The following is a 16,444-nucleotide window of genomic DNA, read 5'->3' as shown; positions in this document are numbered from 1 at the left end:
CAGGGGAAATCAAACGAAGAGGCAAACGGCTCCCCCATGGTCCGCGCCAATACCCCCCTCTTTTCGAACGGCTGGTCAGACGCGTTCGAGGCGAGTGGGACCACTGTAGGCAGGCGATAACCCTGAGACGCAAGAGAAAACTGGCAGATCGCCCCTCTCCTATGGCGCGAAAGCGATACATCGACCGGTCGGCTGACATCATGATCCTGTTGTGGTCACGGAGAATCCCCGTGAAGAGCAAGGGTCGCCCGGGCGTCGGGCCTCGCATCAAAGTGGCCGAAAGTAGGCCCCCTTGGATCTCAGCCCCCGCTCCCGGGAGTCTGGTCGTGCCCCCACTCAAGACTCTTATCGTGTCTTGCACGACGAGGTGGCCGACGGCCACGGCGGCACAGGCTGCCGGAGTCGTGCTCGCCTCGGTGGTCGTCTCCACACTCGCAACGTTGGCTGGTCCTGCTCGGGACCCAGAGCGATTTCGGTGACCGGGTGGGAAATCCGGGCGGTCGAACTCGTCGCCCTCGATCGCCCGGCGCAGCGATTCGGCGCATGCCGCCGACCTGAGCCGTGTCGGATTGCGTGGGGCTGTCGGCGGTTCACCGGCTGTCCGCCGCTACCCGGCTGTCGGCGGATGTGTTCGCTTAGTGGTTGCCGCTGGACACACGCCTGACAGTGCCCGTGAGCGCGCTCCCGCGGCGAGGCTCCGCGGCACCTTGCCAGAGGTTTTCCCACCGTGCCGTAGACGGCGTGGAGCTGGAGGCGGATGCGCGCGTTGGTGAGGCGGTCGCCCCGTCCGCCCAGGACGACTCCGGCGTCCACCAGCGAAGTGACACCCGAGGCGTGCGCGGCCTCGGCCAGGACGTATCCCGCACCTCGATGGCGCCGACCGTCGACGTCTCAGGTTGATGGGCGAGCGTTTCCGGCAGATGAATGAGCAGGACGTAAGAGTTCCGTCAACAGTGTCCGAGCCTCCGTATGGGAGCCGTCAACGACGCTCGAATTCGGCCAGAGGGACGGTTACCTCTAATCGTCCGTTCGATCCGAACCTCTTCTAGGAGCTCACGATGGCCGACGTGGCCTTCGTCGTCACCACGATCGCGGTGTTCGCGCTGGTGGCCCTCGTCGCCAAGGGGGTGACGAAGCTGTGACCGCCGAGAACATCGTCGGCCTGATCGTGGCCGTCGCCCTGCTGGGCTATCTCGTCCTCGCCCTTGTCTTCCCGGAGAGGTTCTGAGCCTCGATATGAGTCCCGTCCTCGCCGGCGTGCTCCAGCTGCTGGCTCTGATAGCGGCGCTGGCCCTCGCCTACCGTCCCCTCGGCGACTACATGGCCCGGGTCTACTCCTCCGACAAGCACCTGCGCGTCGAGAAGTGGATCTACAAGGGCATCGGCGCCAACCCCGATGCGCAGATGCGCTGGCCCGCGTACCTGCGCGGTGTCCTCGCCTTCTCCGCCGTCAGCGTCCTCTTCCTCTACCTCCTCCAGCGCGTCCAGGGCCATCTGCCCGGATCGCTCGGCTTTACGGCGATCGACCCTGACCAGGCGTTCAACACCGCCGCGTCGTTCGTGACGAACACCAACTGGCAGTCGTACTACGGCGAGCAGGCCATGGGCCACGTCGTGCAGACCGCCGGTCTGGCCGTGCAGAACTTCGTCTCCGCGGCCGTCGGCATGGCGGTGGCGGTGGCTCTTGTCCGCGGCTTCGCCCGATCGCGGACCGGTGAGCTGGGCAACTTCTGGTCCGACCTGGTGCGTGGCACGGTCCGTATCCTGCTGCCGCTGTCGGTGGCCGCCGCGGTCGTCCTGGTGGCGTGCGGCGCTATCCAGAACTTTGCCGGCATCCACGAGGTCGGCCAGTTCTTCGGCGGTTCGCAGCAGTGGAACGGCGGGGCGGTGGCCTCGCAGGAGGCCATCAAGGAGGTCGGCACCAACGGTGGCGGCTACTTCAACGCCAACTCCGCCCACCCCTTCGAGAACCCGACCCCGTTCTCGAACCTTTTCGAGATCTTCCTGCTGCTGGTCATCCCCTTCGCGCTGACCCGGACCTTCGGCCAGATGGTCGGCAGTATCCGGCAGGGGTACGCGATCCTCGCCACGATGGTCACCATCTGGATCGGTTTCGCGGCGCTGATGATGGCGACGGAGTTCCACCACCACGGTCCCGCGTTCGACATCGCGGGCGGGGCGTTGGAGGGCAAGGAGACCCGTTTCGGTGTGGGTGCCTCGTCGATCTTCGCGGTGTCCACGACGCTGACGTCGACGGGTGCGGTGGACTCCTTCCATTCCTCGTTCACCGGGCTCGGCGGCGGCATCACGATGCTGGGCATGCAGCTGGGTGAGATCGCGCCGGGTGGTACCGGCTCCGGCCTCTACGGCATGCTGATCATGGCGGTCATCGCGGTGTTCATCGCGGGTCTGATGGTCGGGCGTACACCGGAGTACCTGGGCAAGAAGATCGGCACCCGCGAGATCAAGTTCGCGGCCTGCTACATCCTGATCACCCCGGCACTGGTGCTGATCTTCACCGCGGCGGCGATGGCCCTGCCGACCCCGGGCAACTCGATGACCAACAGCGGCGCGCACGGATTCTCCGAGATCCTCTACGCCTACACCTCGGGCGCCAACAACAACGGTTCGGCGTTCGCCGGCCTGAACGCGGACACGCAGTGGTTCAACAGCACGATCGGTCTGGTCATGCTGCTCGGCCGATTCCTGCCGATGGTGTTCGTCCTGGCGCTGGCGGGTTCGCTCGCCGAGCAGAAGCCGGTCCCGGCGACCGCGGGCACCCTGCGGACCGAGAAGCCGCTGTTCACCGGTCTGCTGGTGGGCGCGGTCCTGATCATCACCGGTCTGACCTACTTCCCGGCCCTCGCGCTGGGCCCGCTGGCCGAGGGGCTGGCGTCATGACCACTCGCATGGACAACCAAGAGGACGCTGTGTCCACGACTACTCCCACTCGGGCGCCGCACAGCGATGTGCCGACCGGCCACAAGGACGAAGGAAAGGTCGGCGCGGGTCTGTTCGACCCCAAGCAACTGCTCAAGTCGCTGCCGGACGCGTTCCGCAAGCTGGACCCGCGGGTCATGGTCAAGTCGCCCGTGATGTTCGTCGTCCTGGTCGGCTCCGTGCTGACGACGGTGTTCTCCTTCAAGGACCCGGGCGACTGGTTCGGCTGGGCGATCAGTGCCTGGCTGTGGCTCACCGTCGTCTTCGCCAACCTGGCCGAGGCGGTGGCCGAAGGGCGCGGCAAGGCGCAGGCGGACACCCTGCGCAAGGCCAAGACCGACACGGCGGCCCGGCGTCTGGTGGGTGACCGCGAGGAGCACGTGCCCGGCACCGAGCTGAAGATCGGTGACCTGGTCGTCTGCGAGGCGGGCGACATCATTCCCGGCGACGGTGATGTGGTCGAGGGCGTCGCGTCCGTCGACGAGTCGGCCATCACCGGCGAGTCCGCCCCGGTCATCCGGGAGTCCGGCGGCGACCGGTCCGCGGTCACCGGCGGCACGAAGGTCCTCTCCGACCGGATCGTCGTCAAGATCACGACGAAGCCCGGCGAGACCTTCATCGACCGGATGATCGCCCTGGTCGAGGGCGCGGCCCGGCAGAAGACGCCCAACGAGATCGCGCTGAACATCCTGCTCGCCTCGCTGACCATCGTCTTCCTGCTCGCGGTGGCCACCCTGCCGCCGTTCGCGGACTACGCCGGCACCCACCTCACGACGGTCGTGCTGGTGGCCCTGCTGGTGTGTCTGATCCCGACTACCATCGGTGCCCTGCTCTCCGCGATCGGCATCGCCGGCATGGACCGGCTCGTGCAGCGCAACGTGCTCGCCATGTCCGGCCGCGCGGTCGAGGCCGCCGGCGACGTCTCGACGCTGCTGCTGGACAAGACCGGCACCATCACGCTCGGCAACCGACAGGCGTCGGAGTTCGTCCCGGTGACGGGCACGACCGAGGCCGAGGTCGCCGACGCCGCCCAGCTTTCGTCGCTGGCCGACGAGACACCCGAGGGCCGTTCCATCGTGGTCCTGGCGAAGGAGAAGTACGGGCTGCGCGAGCGCCACCAGGGCGAACTCGCGGGCGCCGAGTGGATCACCTTCACCGCCCAGACCCGCATGTCGGGTGTGGACATCGACGGCCGGAAGATCCGCAAGGGCGCGGCCGGGTCCGTCATCACCTGGGTCAAGGAACAGGGCGGCACTGTCTCGACGGACGCCGACACCCTCGCCAACCGGATCTCCGAGGTCGGCGGCACCCCCCTGCTCGTCGCCGTCCACGACGGCAGGGGCGCCCGGATCCTGGGCGTCATCCACCTCAAGGACGTCGTCAAGGACGGCATGCGGGAGCGGTTCGTCGAGCTGCGCCGCATGGGCATCAAGACCATCATGATCACGGGCGACAACCCGCTGACCGCCAAGGCGATCGCCGAGGAGGCGGGCGTCGACGACTTCCTCGCGGAGGCCACTCCCGAGGACAAGATGGCGCTCATCAAGCGGGAACAGGCCGGCGGCAAGCTCGTCGCGATGACCGGTGACGGCACCAACGACGCCCCCGCACTGGCCCAGGCCGACGTCGGCGTGGCCATGAACACCGGAACCTCGGCCGCCAAGGAGGCCGGGAACATGGTGGACCTGGACTCCAACCCCACCAAGCTCATCGAGATCGTCGAGATCGGCAAGCAACTGCTGATCACCCGGGGCGCGTTGACGACGTTCTCCATCGCCAACGACGTCGCCAAGTACTTCGCGATCATCCCGGCGCTGTTCGCCGCCGTCTACCCGGGCCTGGACAAGCTCAACATCATGCACCTGTCCTCGCCCGACTCCGCGATCCTCTCGGCCGTCATCTTCAACGCGCTGATCATCATCGCGCTGGTGCCGCTCGCCCTGCGGGGCGTGCAGTACCGCCCGGTCAGCGCCGACAAGATGCTTCGGCGCAACCTCGGGATCTACGGACTCGGCGGCCTGGTCGCCCCGTTCATCGGCATCAAGATCATCGACCTGCTCATCTCCCTCATCCCCGGAATCGGCTGATCCCCATGAACAACTCGGTAAGCAACACGGCCCGGTTGCTCTGGGCCGGCCTGCGCGCCCTGCTCGTCCTGACCGTCGTGTGCGGTGTGCTGTATCCGCTCGCCGTCACCGGTATCGCCCAAGGGATCTTCCCCGGCAAGGCGAACGGTTCGGAGATCAAGGCGGACGGCAAGGTGGTCGGCTCCTCGCTCATCGGGCAGGCGTACAACCTGCCGCTGAAGAAGGGCCAGGAGACCCCGGAGCCGGACCTGAAGTGGTTCCAGGGCCGCCCGCAGAACGGCCTCGGCACGAACAGCGTCAACACGCAGTACAAGCTGATCCTGTCCGGTGCCACCAACCGGTCCGGTGACAACGCCGACCTGATCAAGTGGGTCAAGGACGCCAAGGCCGCTGTCATCAAGGACAACTCGGTCCCCGGCTACACGGTCAAGCCCGCGGACGTGCCCGCCGAGGCGGTCACCTCCTCCGGCTCCGGCCTCGACCCCGACATCTCCCCGGAATACGCGGACATCCAGGTCCACCGGGTCGCCGAGAAGAACCACCTGCCCGTCGCCCAGGTGCGGAAGCTGGTCGACGAGCACACCGACGGCCGGACCCTCGGCTTCATCGGTGAACCCCGCGTCAACGTCCTCGACCTCAACATCGCACTCAAGGAACTCGTGGCGAAGAGCTGATGGCCTTACGCACACCGCGCGGGAGTTGGCGGACCGGGAAGACACCCCGGCTCGTCGACTCCCGCGTTCACGAAACCGGTTCCACAGGATCCGGCTCTACGTCCACAGGGAAGGCACACACCGATGACCCGGGTACTGGTGGTGGAGGACGACCCTCAGCTCGTCCGGGCCCTCGTGATCAACCTGCGGGCCCGCAGGTACGGAGTGGACGCGGCCCCCGACGGCACCACCGCCCTGCGCATCGCCGCCGCCCGGCAGCCCGACGTGGTCCTGCTCGACCTCGGACTGCCCGACATGGACGGCACGGACGTCATCAAAGCCCTCCACGGCTGGACTCTCGTACCGATCCTGGTGCTGTCCGCGCGCCGGGCCTCCGACGAGAAGGTCGCCGCGCTCGACGCGGGCGCCGACGACTACATCACCAAACCGTTCAGCATGAACGAACTGCTGGCCCGGCTGCGCGCCGACGAATACCTGACCGAGTACCGCAGCGAACACCGGGTCTCCAAGATCTGGGGCTCCCGGGAGCGGATCGGCGTCGGACTCACCGGCGGTCCGAACGGCACCACCTCACCAGTTTTGAAGGGCTCGCCGCCCTGTCCCTGGACGCGCTGAGGTCGGGCAGGTGATCGCCGTTCACCCGGACGGCGGTGGCGCGTACGCGGTGGCGAAGAAGAATCTCGGCCCCAGGACGAGTTACCTCGCGGCGGCCAGTCTCGTCGTGGACTATGTGCTCACCGTGACTGTCAGCCTGGCGGCCGGAGCGGCCAGGCTCGCGTCCGCCTTCCCCTCGCTCGGATCGTATCCGCTCGAGCTCTGCCTGGCAGCTCGGCGACTGGCTCGACCCGGCGGCGCACCGGACTCCCTGCGGCCTGGCCGAGGTCGCGTGGGAGCGAGCCGAGGGTGGACTCCGCGTCGATGTCACCGTACCGACCGGATCGGTCGCGACAGTCGTCCTGCCGGGCCTCGAACCCAGGGAGATCGAATGCGGCCGGCATCGCTTCGTGGTGCCGCACCCGGGCCCGCAGGCGGACCGCGAATGGCACCCGTCCCCGCCCTTTCCGCTCGACGTCATGTTCGCCGAGGGGGACCGCCGACGGACAAGGTTCCTGGTCGACGTGGGGCCACGGCCGCTCGGGGAATGCGGCCACCAGAGCGGTGATCACGGCCACTGCTGCGGAGCATTGTTCTCGGAGCCGCCCTGGTCCAGGCGGAACGGTGGGTACGCGTCCGTCATCAGAGTGACGTAGGCGGTGACGCGCAGGACCCACCGGTTGAAGCCGATGATCAGGTCGAACAGGTCCTTCGGATACTTCTCGGTGAAGGCCAGGATCACGGCCGCGATGACCGTCAGCACGCCGATCAGCCCGCCGGACCACCATCCGAACTGGGCGCCGCCGAGGAAGAAGCCGATGACCACGTAGTGCGGGATGGCCAGGAGCCACCACTTGACCAGTACCAGGCCGCGGGAGAGCCGCTCGGGGTAGGCGATGTCCAGCCGTGCCGGGTAATCCGGTTCCTCGCCCAGGCTGAACGGCGGGTACCGGTCGGTGCCCAGGGCGTCGTACGAGTAGTACGAGACCCGCCAACTCCAGCGCAGCACACCCAGGTTGAAGTCGAACAGGCCCCGGGGATAGCGCTCGGTGAACAGGATGGCGAAAAACGCGATCACGGTCACTACGCTGAAGGCGATCCAGAGGAAGAACAGCACCACGTAGTGCGGAATGGCGAGGATCCACTTCACGAGCCACAGCCATCGGGACAGTGGCGAGTCGATACGCGCGTTCACCCGGACCGGGCGCTCAGGGAATCCCGCCAGGTTCGTCATGGTGATCAGCTCCTTCACCTCGGCATGGAGTCGCCGAGTGGGCTCATGACCAGCCTGGCCGCTTCCGCCCGATGCCGCGAGGGCAGTGGGAGACCGTACGGGCGCCTGCCGCACTACGCGGCCGCCGGTTCGGGGCACAGCCCCGCAGACAGGCGGCGGAGCCGAAAGGGCGCCGGTCACGCCCGGCTCACCCGGGCGGTGCACCCGGGTGAATTCCTCAGGTCCAGCATCGGGCGGTCAGCCTTGGTGAGCAAGCGGTGCGGCGAGGAGGGAGCAGAGAAGGCTGCGCGGTGCGTTGGTCACGATGATTCGCCCTGGGAGCGGAGGTCGCGGGCAGCGAGGCGCTGCCCGTCGGTGCCGGCGACGAGGAGATTCCAGGCCGTTCCGTCACCGTCGTCGCCGTCCCACCAGCGCACGAAGTCGCGGGCCAGGCCGCGCACGCCGGGCCCCTCGGCTCCAGCCGTGTACGTGGTGGTGAGCTCGACGTCGTATTCGCCGGCGTCGAGGTGGACCAGCGTGACCCCGGTGAGGTGGCGGGCGGAGTCCTCGGCCTCGTTCTTCCGTGCCCAGCTCCCGAAGCGGTGGAGCAGGTCCGCGTCCGGCTCACGCCGGGTGACGGGGCCGCTCGGCGGGTGGGGGGTGCTGTTTCCGCTGCCCTGCTTGCAGCCCAGGACCCATGCTCCCCGGTCGAGGTCCACCACCGTCGTGGGCTTCGCGGTGAGGGAGCGGCGGACGCACCCACCGTTCACCTCCCGTACCGCGGAGCCCTTGCCGCCGTCCTCGAACAGCCGCTTGCCCACGGCGAATCCCGCGTCGTACGCCTGCCGGTATCCGGGCGCGGACGCGGACGGCCGGCCGGGCCCGCCGGACGGCGCCGCCGACGGTCGGGCGGAGTCGCCCGTGAAACCGCACGCGGTCGCGGCCAGGCACGCTCCCACGACGAGACCGAGCGCGCGGGCCCGCCCGATCGAGCCGGTGGAGGGATGAGGTGTTGTCGCCATACCGGGTCAGATGTCTTTTCTGGATCACAGGTTGCCCGGCTGTGCAGGATGGCGTTATTTCGCACAAAGATTCGGCAAGAGGGCTTTTTATTGGCTAGGGTCGGCGGCTCGCACAAGATCCGGATCGCTGACCACGGTCCGGAATGACCAGATGGAGGGGGAAATGAGGCTGAGACACGGCCTTGTCACCGTGACCGCGGTGACCGCCGCAATCACCTTGTCCGGACTCACCTTGTCCGCGCCCGCGTGGGCCGATCCGACGCCCGGCAACGCGTCCGCCGGAACCACTTCGCCTACCAGTTCGTCCCCATCGCCGACGGTGACGACCGGCACGACCCCGGGGGCGTCACCGTCGAACACCACCACCGGCCCGGCCGGCCCGTCCGCCCCGTCGCCGACGGGCGTGAACGGCTCGGCGACCGAGAGCCCGTCCGGCACGCCCACGTCCACCACGCCTCCCACGAGCGGCGCCCCGGACGACGGTCCCGACCCGTTGTCCGAGCTGGAGAAGTACTGGACGCCCGAGCGCATGGCCGAGGCTGTGCCCGTACACGAGGACCAGGTCCGCGAGGCCGGCCTGTCCGCCGCGCAGCGCAAGAAGCTGCTGCGGTCGCCGTCGCACACATTCGAGGGCGTCAAGGAAGTCGGTACGTTCTACTGGGACGAGCGCCGGGACGGCGAGCTGTACCACCGCTACTGCGCGGGCACCGTGGTGCCGTCGCCCGGCAAGGACCTGGTCCTGACCGCGGCGCACTGCTTCGACAATCAGGACCAGCACATGAAGCAGGTCTTCGTGCCGAAGCACAGCAAGGACCACCCGGCCCCGTACGGGCTGTTCCCCATCAAGGTCGGGCAGATCTATGCCGACCCGCGCTATATGCGCCGCGGCGGTGACCACGACAACACCGGCCTGGACTTCGCCATCCTCAAGACAGAGCCCCGGTCGGACGGCAAGAAGCTCCAGGACGTCGTCGGCGCGATTCCCATCGGCTATGACACCGGCTTCGACCACTCCAGGACCCGGGTGATCGGCTACCCGTGGCTGGACAACGGCGACCCGCACTACCACCCGAAGCAGGACCCGCTGGACTGCACATCGCCGATGAAGAAGTTCACCACCGGAGACGAGGGCGGCTGGAAGGGGGGGACGTTCTCGCAGATCGATTGCGAGGGCTACGTGTCCGGCACGTCCGGCGGACCGTTCATCATCGGCGGCGACGATCCGAAGGTCGTCGGCGTGACCGGCGGCTGGCAGACGGGCGGCCACAGCGCCGACACCTCGTACTCCTCGTACTTCGACAGTGACCTGAAGCGGATCTACGACGCGGCGGTGGCCGGACGGCAGCCGACACCGATCGTCCTGCCGTCCGCGTCCACCTGGAAGCACGCCAAGGACATCGCCTCCGGCTACTTCGCGCTGAACGGGCCGGTCTCCGAGGACCACATGGACATGTTCGTCCTGTGGTCCGACGGTGAGCTGACCATCTACCGGGGCGCCGGCAAGGGGCTGAACTACTTCGACAAGGAGATCCGCGTCCAGGGGCCGAACAAGCTCTGGGCGGACCACGCCGCGCAGGTCGTCGCGGGCGACTTCACCGGCGACAACGGCTCCGACTTGATGGTCCGCTGGTCCGACGGCGAACTCACCCTGTATCCCTCGGTGGACGAGAGGGGCTTCCACGGCGAGAAGCGGCTGATGCCGCCGAACGACACGTGGAAGCATGCCGAGGCCCTGACCGCGGGACGCTACGGTGGCAACAAGTGGCAGGACGACCTGGTGGTCCGCTGGTCTGACGGCGAGTTGACGGTGTATCAGAACACCGGAACGAGCCTGGGCAAGGAGATCAAGGTCGTCAACCCGAACAAGCTGTGGAAGCACGCCGTGGAGATCGGTTCGGGCGACTACACCAAGAACGACACCTGGGACCTGGTGGTGCGCTGGTCCGACGGCGAAGTGACCTGCTACGACGACTTCACCGGCACCGGCGACAGCTGGGGCGAGCACCGGTGGAAGGCGCCCAACGATCTGTGGGAGCACGCCATGCTCGTCACCGGCGGCGACTTCAGCGACAACCCGTGGCCGGACGACACCGTCGTCCGCTGGTCCGACGGTGAACTGAGCCTGTACACCGAGGGCAACGCGTCGGGCATCGGCGACGAGCACCAGCTCGTCGCGCCCTGACGCCTCTTACGGCTCCCGCGGGCCCCGGAACCGCCGCGGTTCCGGGGCCCGCCCCCCATGGGCGGATCCCCGACGGGGTTCCCCGTGCATTTCCGAACCGGTGAGGGACGGACACAATCACTCGTCGACGCAGCCGAGTTGAACCGAATGGCTCTCGTCACATCCGGGAAGGCTTCTTCTCGTTGAAGAGCCAGATGCCGAAGAGCTCGGAAAGGTCCTTCCCGGACTTGTCCTCGCAGAGCGCGATGAACTGCCGGGTGTCAGCGTTGCCGTGCCGATGCCGCCGGTTCCAGGTGCGGAGAATGTCGAAGAAGGTCTCTTCGCCGACGGCCTCACGCACCTTGTGCACGACCATGGCGCCGCGTCCGTAGACGGGCGGGTCGGAGACGCGTCTTCCACTGGGGGGATCGGCCGGCGGAAAAGCCCAGATTCCCTCGCTCTCGGAGTCCGTGCCGTCGTAGAAGTCCTCGAAGATCTCGTCGGCGTTCCTGCCGCCCCGCTCTTCCTCCCAAAGCCATTCCGCGTAGGTGGCCAGTCCTTCGCTGAGCCACATGTCTTTCCATGTGCTCGGGGTGACGGAGTTGCCGAACCACTGGTGTGCCAGCTCGTGCACGAGCAGTGCCTCGTCCGGTGCCTTGCCGAAGTAGGGCTTGGTCTGCGTTTCCAGGGCGTAGCCGAGCCCTGGCAGGTGGTCGACGATGGCACCGGTCGAGGAGAACGGGTAGGGGCCGAAGCGTGCGCTTGCCCAGCGGACGATCTCGGGCACCAGGTCCGGGACCTTTGCGGCGCCTGCGGACTCGTCGGGGTCGATGGCGACGTAGAAGGGCAGGTCGTCGATCCGGCCCTTGTGGATCTCGAAGTAGCCGACAGAGATGTGGGCGAGATAGCTGGCCATGGGCTCCTCGGTGCGCCAGCGCCGGGTCACCGTTTCCCCCTTGTCCACCTCCGTGATCAGCTTGCCGTTGCTGACCACGTCGTAGGGGTCGCCGTCCTCGTCCTTGGGCACCGTGACAGTGATGTCGTAGGTGGCCTTGTCCGACGGATGATGGTTGCCAGGGAACCAGGTTGTGGAACCGGTCGGCTGACCCAGGGCCGTCGAGCCGTCATCGGTCTCGATCCACCCCTCCATGCCTCCGTCGTCGCCCACAAGGGTGCGAGGAGTGCCGTCGTAGGTGACGACAGTCTTGAAGAGTTCGCCGTTCCTCACCGTCGTTGCCGGTGTCACACTCAACTCGTCGTCCCTGCGGGTGACTTGGGCCTTCGCTCCCTGCACCGTGGCGGCGCGTACCCGCAGCCCTGACAGGTCGAGGTTGAAGCGGCTCAGGTTTTGGGTGGCTCGCGCTGTGATGACGGCGGTGCCCTTCAGACGGTTGGTCTCGGGCACGTAACTCAGCGTCAGCCCGTAGTGCACCACGTCATAGCCACCGTTGCCCAGCGCTGGGAACAGCCGGTCACCCACTCCGGCCGTACCGGGCCTCGCGATCGCGGTGGCGTTGTCCCCCGGAGCGGAGCCGGTGCAGGACGACATCATGGCCAGGAAGAGAGCTGTAGCCGGAACCCGGCCGTACGGACGGCGCGCCACGGCCGACCGAGGCCGACAGCCCTTCGGTGAACAGCGCTTCATCTCAGGTCTCCCGTCAATCGCACAATGCGAGACCTGAGAACCGATGCATCGCCTTTTGGCTGCGAGGGCTGCCACGTCCGAGCGCAGTGCGGTGTTATCGCCGTGCTTCGGTCAGATGGCGATCCCGGTGGTTCGGTTGCCTGGTACCGCACAACGTGATTCCTTGCACACGGCGTACGTAATCCATGTGTTCGATGGATACGATCCGGGCCTGCGCAGATCGCGCGCCAATGCCGGACTGCTGACCACAGTCCTCTCAACAAAGCTGCCCAGGGGGAAAGTTGAAAAGGAAACGCAGGCTGCTCACCGTCACTTTGACTGCCACCGCGTTACTGATATCCATGCCCGCGGCATCCGCACTCGCATGGGCCGATCCGACGCCCACCGCTTCCCGTCCGGCAGCCGAATCCTGGTCCACTCCCACGGCTACGGTGTCGGACTCCGCCGGCCCCTCGGCAAGCAGCGACACCGACGAGGACGCCGACGCATCGCCCGCGGCAGGTGTCTCGCGTTACACGTGTGCCAAATCCGCCTACTCGGCCGGGGGGAAGCACTACGGAAAGGCGCGCTGCACCGGGGGGCCGACAGGAGCGATGGTTCACAAGGCCATGGTGAACTGTCTGGCAAGTGACGGCCGGACGTGGGTGGCTGAAGGCCCGTTCGTGATCAGAGGCCAGACCTCTGTTGCCACGTGCGGAACGGCCAAGGTCACATACGTCGGGGTGATCAGCCGTACAAGGGGATAGCTCTCCGCTTCCGTCGTCCGGCCCCGGCGGCCGTCAGGCCGGAAGCCGGTTCAGCACCCCCGCGAAGTCCGTGCTCGGCGACAGGGTTCCGAAGGCGAGGCCTCGGTCTCCGGCCAGCCTTGACGCGCAGAAGGCGTCGGCCACCGCGGGCGGTGCGTGGCGGACGAGCAGGGAGGCCTGGAGGACGAGGGCGGCCCGTTCGGCGACCCGGCGGGCGCGCAGGGGCGCGTCCTCCGTCAGGACGAGTTCGCCCCGCAACTCCCGCCAGGCGGCGTCGAATCGCGCGTCGGCGCCGGTCGCCGCCCCGATCTCCGCGTGGAACGCCTCCAGCGAGTCGGGCTCCCGCGTGAGGGCGCGCAGCATGTCGAGGGCGCTGACGTTGCCGGAGCCCTCCCAGATGCCGTTGAGCGGGGCCTCGCGGTACAGCCGGGGCATGCCGGACGCCTCGTCGTAACCGTTGCCGCCGAGGCATTCGAGTGCCTCGGCGACCGCGGCGGGCTGGCGCTTGCACACCCAGTACTTTCCGACGGCCGTGGCCAGGCGCAGGAAGGCGCGCTCCTGGCCGTCGCCGCGCTGGGCCCGGTCCGCGGCGCCGGCCAGCCGCAGGGCGAGGGTGGTCGCGGCCTCCGACTCCAGTGCCAGATCGGCGAGGACGTTGCGCATGAGCGGCTGGTCGATCAGCTTGGCGCCGAACGCGGAGCGGTGACGGGCGTGATGGGCGGCCTGGGCGAGGGCCGCGCGGGTACCGGCGGCGGAGCCGAGCACACAGTCCAGGCGGGTCATGGTCACCATCTCGATGATGGTGCGCACGCCCTTGCCCTCGGCGCCGACGAGCCAGGCCACGGTGTCGTCGAACTCGGGCTCGCTGCTGGCGTTGGAGCGGTTGCCGAGCTTGTCCTTCAGCCGCTGGACGCGGAAGGTGTTGCGGCTGCCGTCGGGCAGCACCCGCGGCACCAGGAAGCAGGAGAGCCCGCCGGGTGCCTGCGCGAGGACGAGGAAGAGGTCGTTCATCGGGGCGCTGGTGAACCACTTGTGGCCGCGCAGCCGCCAGGTGCCGTCGCTCTGCCCGGTCGCGGTGGTCGTGTTGGCGCGTACGTCGCTGCCGCCCTGCTTCTCGGTCATGCCCATCCCGGCGAGCAGGCCGGGCTTCTCGGCCGGGGTACGCAGTCCGGGTTCGTAGACGCGGCTGGTGAGCAGGGGCTCGTAGGCCTTGGCGAGCTCGGGGGAGTGGCGCAGGGCGGGGACCACCGCGTACGTCATGGAGACGGGGCACAGATGGCCGGCCTCCAGCGTCGTGGCCAGCATGAAGCCCGCGGCCCGTGCGACATGGGCGCCGGAGCGCTGGTCGGCCCAGGCGGCACCCGCGAGACCCTCGCTCACGGAGGCGTCCATCAGCGAGTGGTACGCGGGGTGGAACTCGACCTCGTCCACGCGGTGGCCGTAGCGGTCGTGGGTGCGCAGTTCGGGCTCGTGACGGTTGGCCTGGTCCGCCCAGGTCTGTGCCTCGGCGCTGCCGACGAACCGGCCGAACCGGTGGAGGTCGTCGAGGTGCCAGGAAGCCCCCTCGCGGTTCACGCCTTCCAGCAGCACGGGGTCGGCCGCGGCGTCGTGACCTGTCAACGGCGGTGGCTGGTTGGTCACTTCGTGCGTCACGGCGGTGGGACGGCTGTGCGCCGTGGTGGTCACGGACATGGGGAACCTCCGGTGTGCGGGTCGGCTGGGACGGACGGGGAAGCGGACGGGGAAGCGGTGCGAGGGATTGCCGGCGGGGCCGTTCGGGACCGAGACCGGTGCCGGCTCCGCCCTCCGGTCGACGGACCGAGACCGGTGCCGGCTCCGCCCTCCGGTCGACGGACCGCGCCCGGTCCCGGCACCGTCCTCCGGTCGGCGGGGCCCCGGCCCTAAGGCTCGTCGGACAGGCTCCGGCCGTCGGGGGCGCCCGCGCACCGCAGAGCCATGGCGGTGAGCTCCGCGAGGAGCTCGTCGGCGGTGTGCCCGGACGGGGTGCCGAGCGGGTCCACGAGAACCTCGCCGATCGCGCCGGTGAGCGCCGCGGCGGTGATCGCGCCGTTCTGGGCGGGCAGCAGACCCGCCGCCATGCCCTGGTGCACCACCGCGGCGAACAACGCGCCGTAGCGGCGCCGGAACTCAAGGCGCTCGGCGCCCACCGCGGCCTCGGCCGGGGCGGCGAGCAGGGCGTAGGCCAGACCGCGGTTCTCCAGGGCCCTGCGCGCGAACACCTCGATCCCGCGGGCGAGCCGTTCGACGGGGTCGCCCTCGCCGTCCAGTACCGCGCCGAGCACCTCCACCTCCCGTCCGGCGGCGCGCCGGAACACCTCCACGGCGAGCGCCGCCTTGGAGGGGAAGTGCTGGTACACCGAGCCGGCCGAGATCCCCGCCGAGTCGGCGACCGCGGTCACCGAGGCCTGAGCCCAGCCCACCTCGGCGACGACCGCCGTCGCGCAGGCGATGAGGTGCTCTCGGGCGGCTTCCAGCCGGCGGACCTCGGAAGGTGTCTTGCGGTAGGGCATGAAAGAAGTGAACCACCATTCAGAGCTTCATGCCAGAGCCGGTACGGCCCGGAGAGGCGCGTCGACTAGGGTCGCGGCATGGCGGAACAGCGGGTGGAGCGTGAGCGGAGGGGGCCGGGACGGCCGCGGCAGGAACACGTCACCGCGGCGGTGCTGGACGCCGTCGTGGCACTGGTCGCGGAGAGCGGGATGGGCGCGCTCACCATGGACGCCGTCGCGGCCCGCGCCGGGGTCAGCAAGCCGGCGATGTACCGGCGCTGGCCCACCAAGCAGGACCTCGTCATCGCCGCCGTCGAATCGCGGATCGGGTCGCTGAGCGTGCCGGACATGGGCGACTTCCGCGCCGAGCTGCGTGCCGTCCTGACGGCGCGTATGGAGGCGTACCGACAGCCCGGGGTCGCCCGCCTGCTCGCCGGGGTGATCGGCACCGCCGCCGAGGCGGATGCCGAGCCCGCCGCCTACCGCGCCTACACGGCACGGGTGATGAGCGAGACGCGGCACCTGCTGGAACGCGGTGTCGCCCGTGGCGAGGTACGGCCCGACATCGACCCGGGGGACGCCGCGACCCTCGTGGCGGCCTCCCTGGTCTTCCGGATGATCGCGGAACAGCGACTGCCCGATGAGGCGCTCGTCGACTCGATGGTGGACATGATCGGCCGGGCGGTGGCCACCCGGCCTTGATGCCCGGCGGCCGCCCGGCCTCCTCGCGTGCCCGCCGGTCCACCCACCGGAGCCACCGGCGCGCACGCCACCGGCGCGCACGCCACCGGGGCGGCGTGCGGCCGGGGTCGTGCGCGCCGTCCTGTCCACGTGCGCCCACGCGCTGTCCGG

Annotated in this window: 13 protein-coding genes and 1 pseudogene; 8 read left to right on the top strand and 6 right to left on the bottom strand. The window is 68.8% G+C overall.

The genetic code is table 11. From position 1 onward, the window contains the following. The first annotated feature begins 1,138 nt into the window (after positions 1-1,138). The 6 genes and pseudogenes from kdpF to OG485_RS05520 all read left to right on the top strand — a co-directional run bounded on the left by kdpF (position 1,139) and on the right by OG485_RS05520 (position 6,951). On the top strand, positions 1,139-1,228 hold the full coding sequence (gene kdpF / locus OG485_RS05550; protein ID WP_055544543.1) for a K(+)-transporting ATPase subunit F: 90 nt from the start codon (positions 1,139-1,141) through the stop codon (positions 1,226-1,228). Positions 1,229-1,236: 8 nt separating this feature from the next. Further along, the gene (gene kdpA / locus OG485_RS05545; protein WP_328664883.1) at positions 1,237-2,901 is read left to right on the top strand and encodes a potassium-transporting ATPase subunit KdpA; all 1,665 of its coding nucleotides are present in this window, start codon (positions 1,237-1,239) and stop codon (positions 2,899-2,901) included. Beyond that, positions 2,898-5,027 (top strand): potassium-transporting ATPase subunit KdpB, encoded by a 2,130-nt coding sequence (gene kdpB, locus OG485_RS05540; RefSeq protein WP_328664882.1) that lies wholly within the window; start codon positions 2,898-2,900, stop codon positions 5,025-5,027. The genes kdpA and kdpB overlap by 4 nt, the downstream gene beginning before the upstream one ends. A gap of 5 nt (positions 5,028-5,032) precedes the next feature. After that, positions 5,033-5,701 carry a potassium-transporting ATPase subunit C gene (locus tag OG485_RS05535; protein ID WP_328455855.1) on the top strand — a complete coding sequence of 223 codons (669 nt, stop codon included), beginning with the start codon at positions 5,033-5,035 and terminating at the stop codon, positions 5,699-5,701. A gap of 123 nt (positions 5,702-5,824) precedes the next feature. Beyond that, positions 5,825-6,166, top strand: a pseudogene (locus tag OG485_RS05530) (response regulator); the annotation flags it as partial. Positions 6,167-6,444: 278 nt separating this feature from the next. Continuing rightward, positions 6,445-6,951 carry an alpha-L-rhamnosidase C-terminal domain-containing protein gene (locus tag OG485_RS05520; protein WP_328674243.1) on the top strand — a complete coding sequence of 169 codons (507 nt, stop codon included), beginning with the start codon at positions 6,445-6,447 and terminating at the stop codon, positions 6,949-6,951. On the opposite strand, the gene OG485_RS05515 is transcribed toward OG485_RS05520, so the two are convergent. The 3 genes from OG485_RS05515 to OG485_RS05505 all read right to left on the bottom strand — a co-directional run bounded on the left by OG485_RS05515 (position 6,864) and on the right by OG485_RS05505 (position 8,980). Continuing rightward, entirely contained in the window at positions 6,864-7,529 is a 666-nt protein-coding gene (locus OG485_RS05515; protein WP_328664881.1) for a DUF4389 domain-containing protein, read from the bottom strand. The two genes, OG485_RS05520 and OG485_RS05515, sit on opposite strands and share 88 nt — an antisense overlap. Before the next feature lie 299 nt (positions 7,530-7,828). Further along, positions 7,829-8,530 carry a hypothetical protein gene (locus OG485_RS05510; RefSeq protein ID WP_328664880.1) on the bottom strand — a complete coding sequence of 234 codons (702 nt, stop codon included), beginning with the start codon at positions 8,528-8,530 and terminating at the stop codon, positions 7,829-7,831. Between the two features lie 87 nt (positions 8,531-8,617). Continuing rightward, entirely contained in the window at positions 8,618-8,980 is a 363-nt protein-coding gene (locus OG485_RS05505) for a hypothetical protein (RefSeq protein WP_328664879.1), read from the bottom strand. Between the two features lie 43 nt (positions 8,981-9,023). Between OG485_RS05505 and OG485_RS05500 the strand changes: the two genes are divergently transcribed. Then, positions 9,024-10,712 (top strand): trypsin-like serine peptidase, encoded by a 1,689-nt coding sequence (locus OG485_RS05500; RefSeq protein ID WP_328664878.1) that lies wholly within the window; start codon positions 9,024-9,026, stop codon positions 10,710-10,712. A gap of 157 nt (positions 10,713-10,869) precedes the next feature. On the opposite strand, the gene OG485_RS05495 is transcribed toward OG485_RS05500, so the two are convergent. From OG485_RS05495 to OG485_RS05485, 3 genes are all read right to left on the bottom strand, one after another. Continuing rightward, a complete protein-coding gene (locus OG485_RS05495) occupies positions 10,870-12,243 on the bottom strand; it encodes a M1 family metallopeptidase (protein ID WP_328664877.1) in 1,374 nt (457 codons plus the stop codon). Between the two features lie 872 nt (positions 12,244-13,115). Further along, on the bottom strand, positions 13,116-14,774 hold the full coding sequence (locus tag OG485_RS05490; protein ID WP_328664876.1) for an isovaleryl-CoA dehydrogenase: 1,659 nt from the start codon (positions 14,772-14,774) through the stop codon (positions 13,116-13,118). A gap of 209 nt (positions 14,775-14,983) precedes the next feature. Beyond that, positions 14,984-15,613: a TetR/AcrR family transcriptional regulator gene (locus OG485_RS05485; protein ID WP_328664875.1), complete on the bottom strand. Its 630-nt coding sequence runs from the start codon at positions 15,611-15,613 to the stop codon at positions 14,984-14,986. Positions 15,614-15,691: 78 nt separating this feature from the next. On the opposite strand from OG485_RS05485, the gene OG485_RS05480 reads away from it, so the two are divergent. Continuing rightward, positions 15,692-16,294 (top strand): TetR/AcrR family transcriptional regulator, encoded by a 603-nt coding sequence (locus tag OG485_RS05480; protein ID WP_328664874.1) that lies wholly within the window; start codon positions 15,692-15,694, stop codon positions 16,292-16,294. The last annotated feature ends 150 nt before the right edge of the window (positions 16,295-16,444 follow it).

The sequence above is a fragment of the Streptomyces sp. NBC_00328 genome (assembly GCF_036139655.1).
GTDB lineage: Bacteria > Actinomycetota > Actinomycetes > Streptomycetales > Streptomycetaceae > Streptomyces.
This window is presented reverse-complemented; position numbering and strand designations above follow the sequence as displayed.

Excerpts from the sequence above, each read along its gene's own strand:
- kdpA (WP_328664883.1), top strand. The coding sequence starts at position 1,237 with ATGAGTCCCGTCCTCGCCGGCGTGCTCCAGCTGCTGGCTCTGATAGCG.
- OG485_RS05495 (WP_328664877.1), bottom strand. The coding sequence starts at position 12,243 with ATGATGTCGTCCTGCACCGGCTCCGCTCCGGGGGACAACGCCACCGCG.
- OG485_RS05490 (WP_328664876.1), bottom strand. The coding sequence starts at position 14,774 with ATGTCCGTGACCACCACGGCGCACAGCCGTCCCACCGCCGTGACGCAC.
- OG485_RS05510 (WP_328664880.1), bottom strand. The coding sequence starts at position 8,530 with ATGGCGACAACACCTCATCCCTCCACCGGCTCGATCGGGCGGGCCCGC.
- kdpB (WP_328664882.1), top strand. The coding sequence starts at position 2,898 with ATGACCACTCGCATGGACAACCAAGAGGACGCTGTGTCCACGACTACT.
- OG485_RS05535 (WP_328455855.1), top strand. The coding sequence starts at position 5,033 with ATGAACAACTCGGTAAGCAACACGGCCCGGTTGCTCTGGGCCGGCCTG.
- OG485_RS05515 (WP_328664881.1), bottom strand. The coding sequence starts at position 7,529 with ATGACGAACCTGGCGGGATTCCCTGAGCGCCCGGTCCGGGTGAACGCG.
- OG485_RS05480 (WP_328664874.1), top strand. The coding sequence starts at position 15,692 with ATGGCGGAACAGCGGGTGGAGCGTGAGCGGAGGGGGCCGGGACGGCCG.
- OG485_RS05485 (WP_328664875.1), bottom strand. The coding sequence starts at position 15,613 with ATGCCCTACCGCAAGACACCTTCCGAGGTCCGCCGGCTGGAAGCCGCC.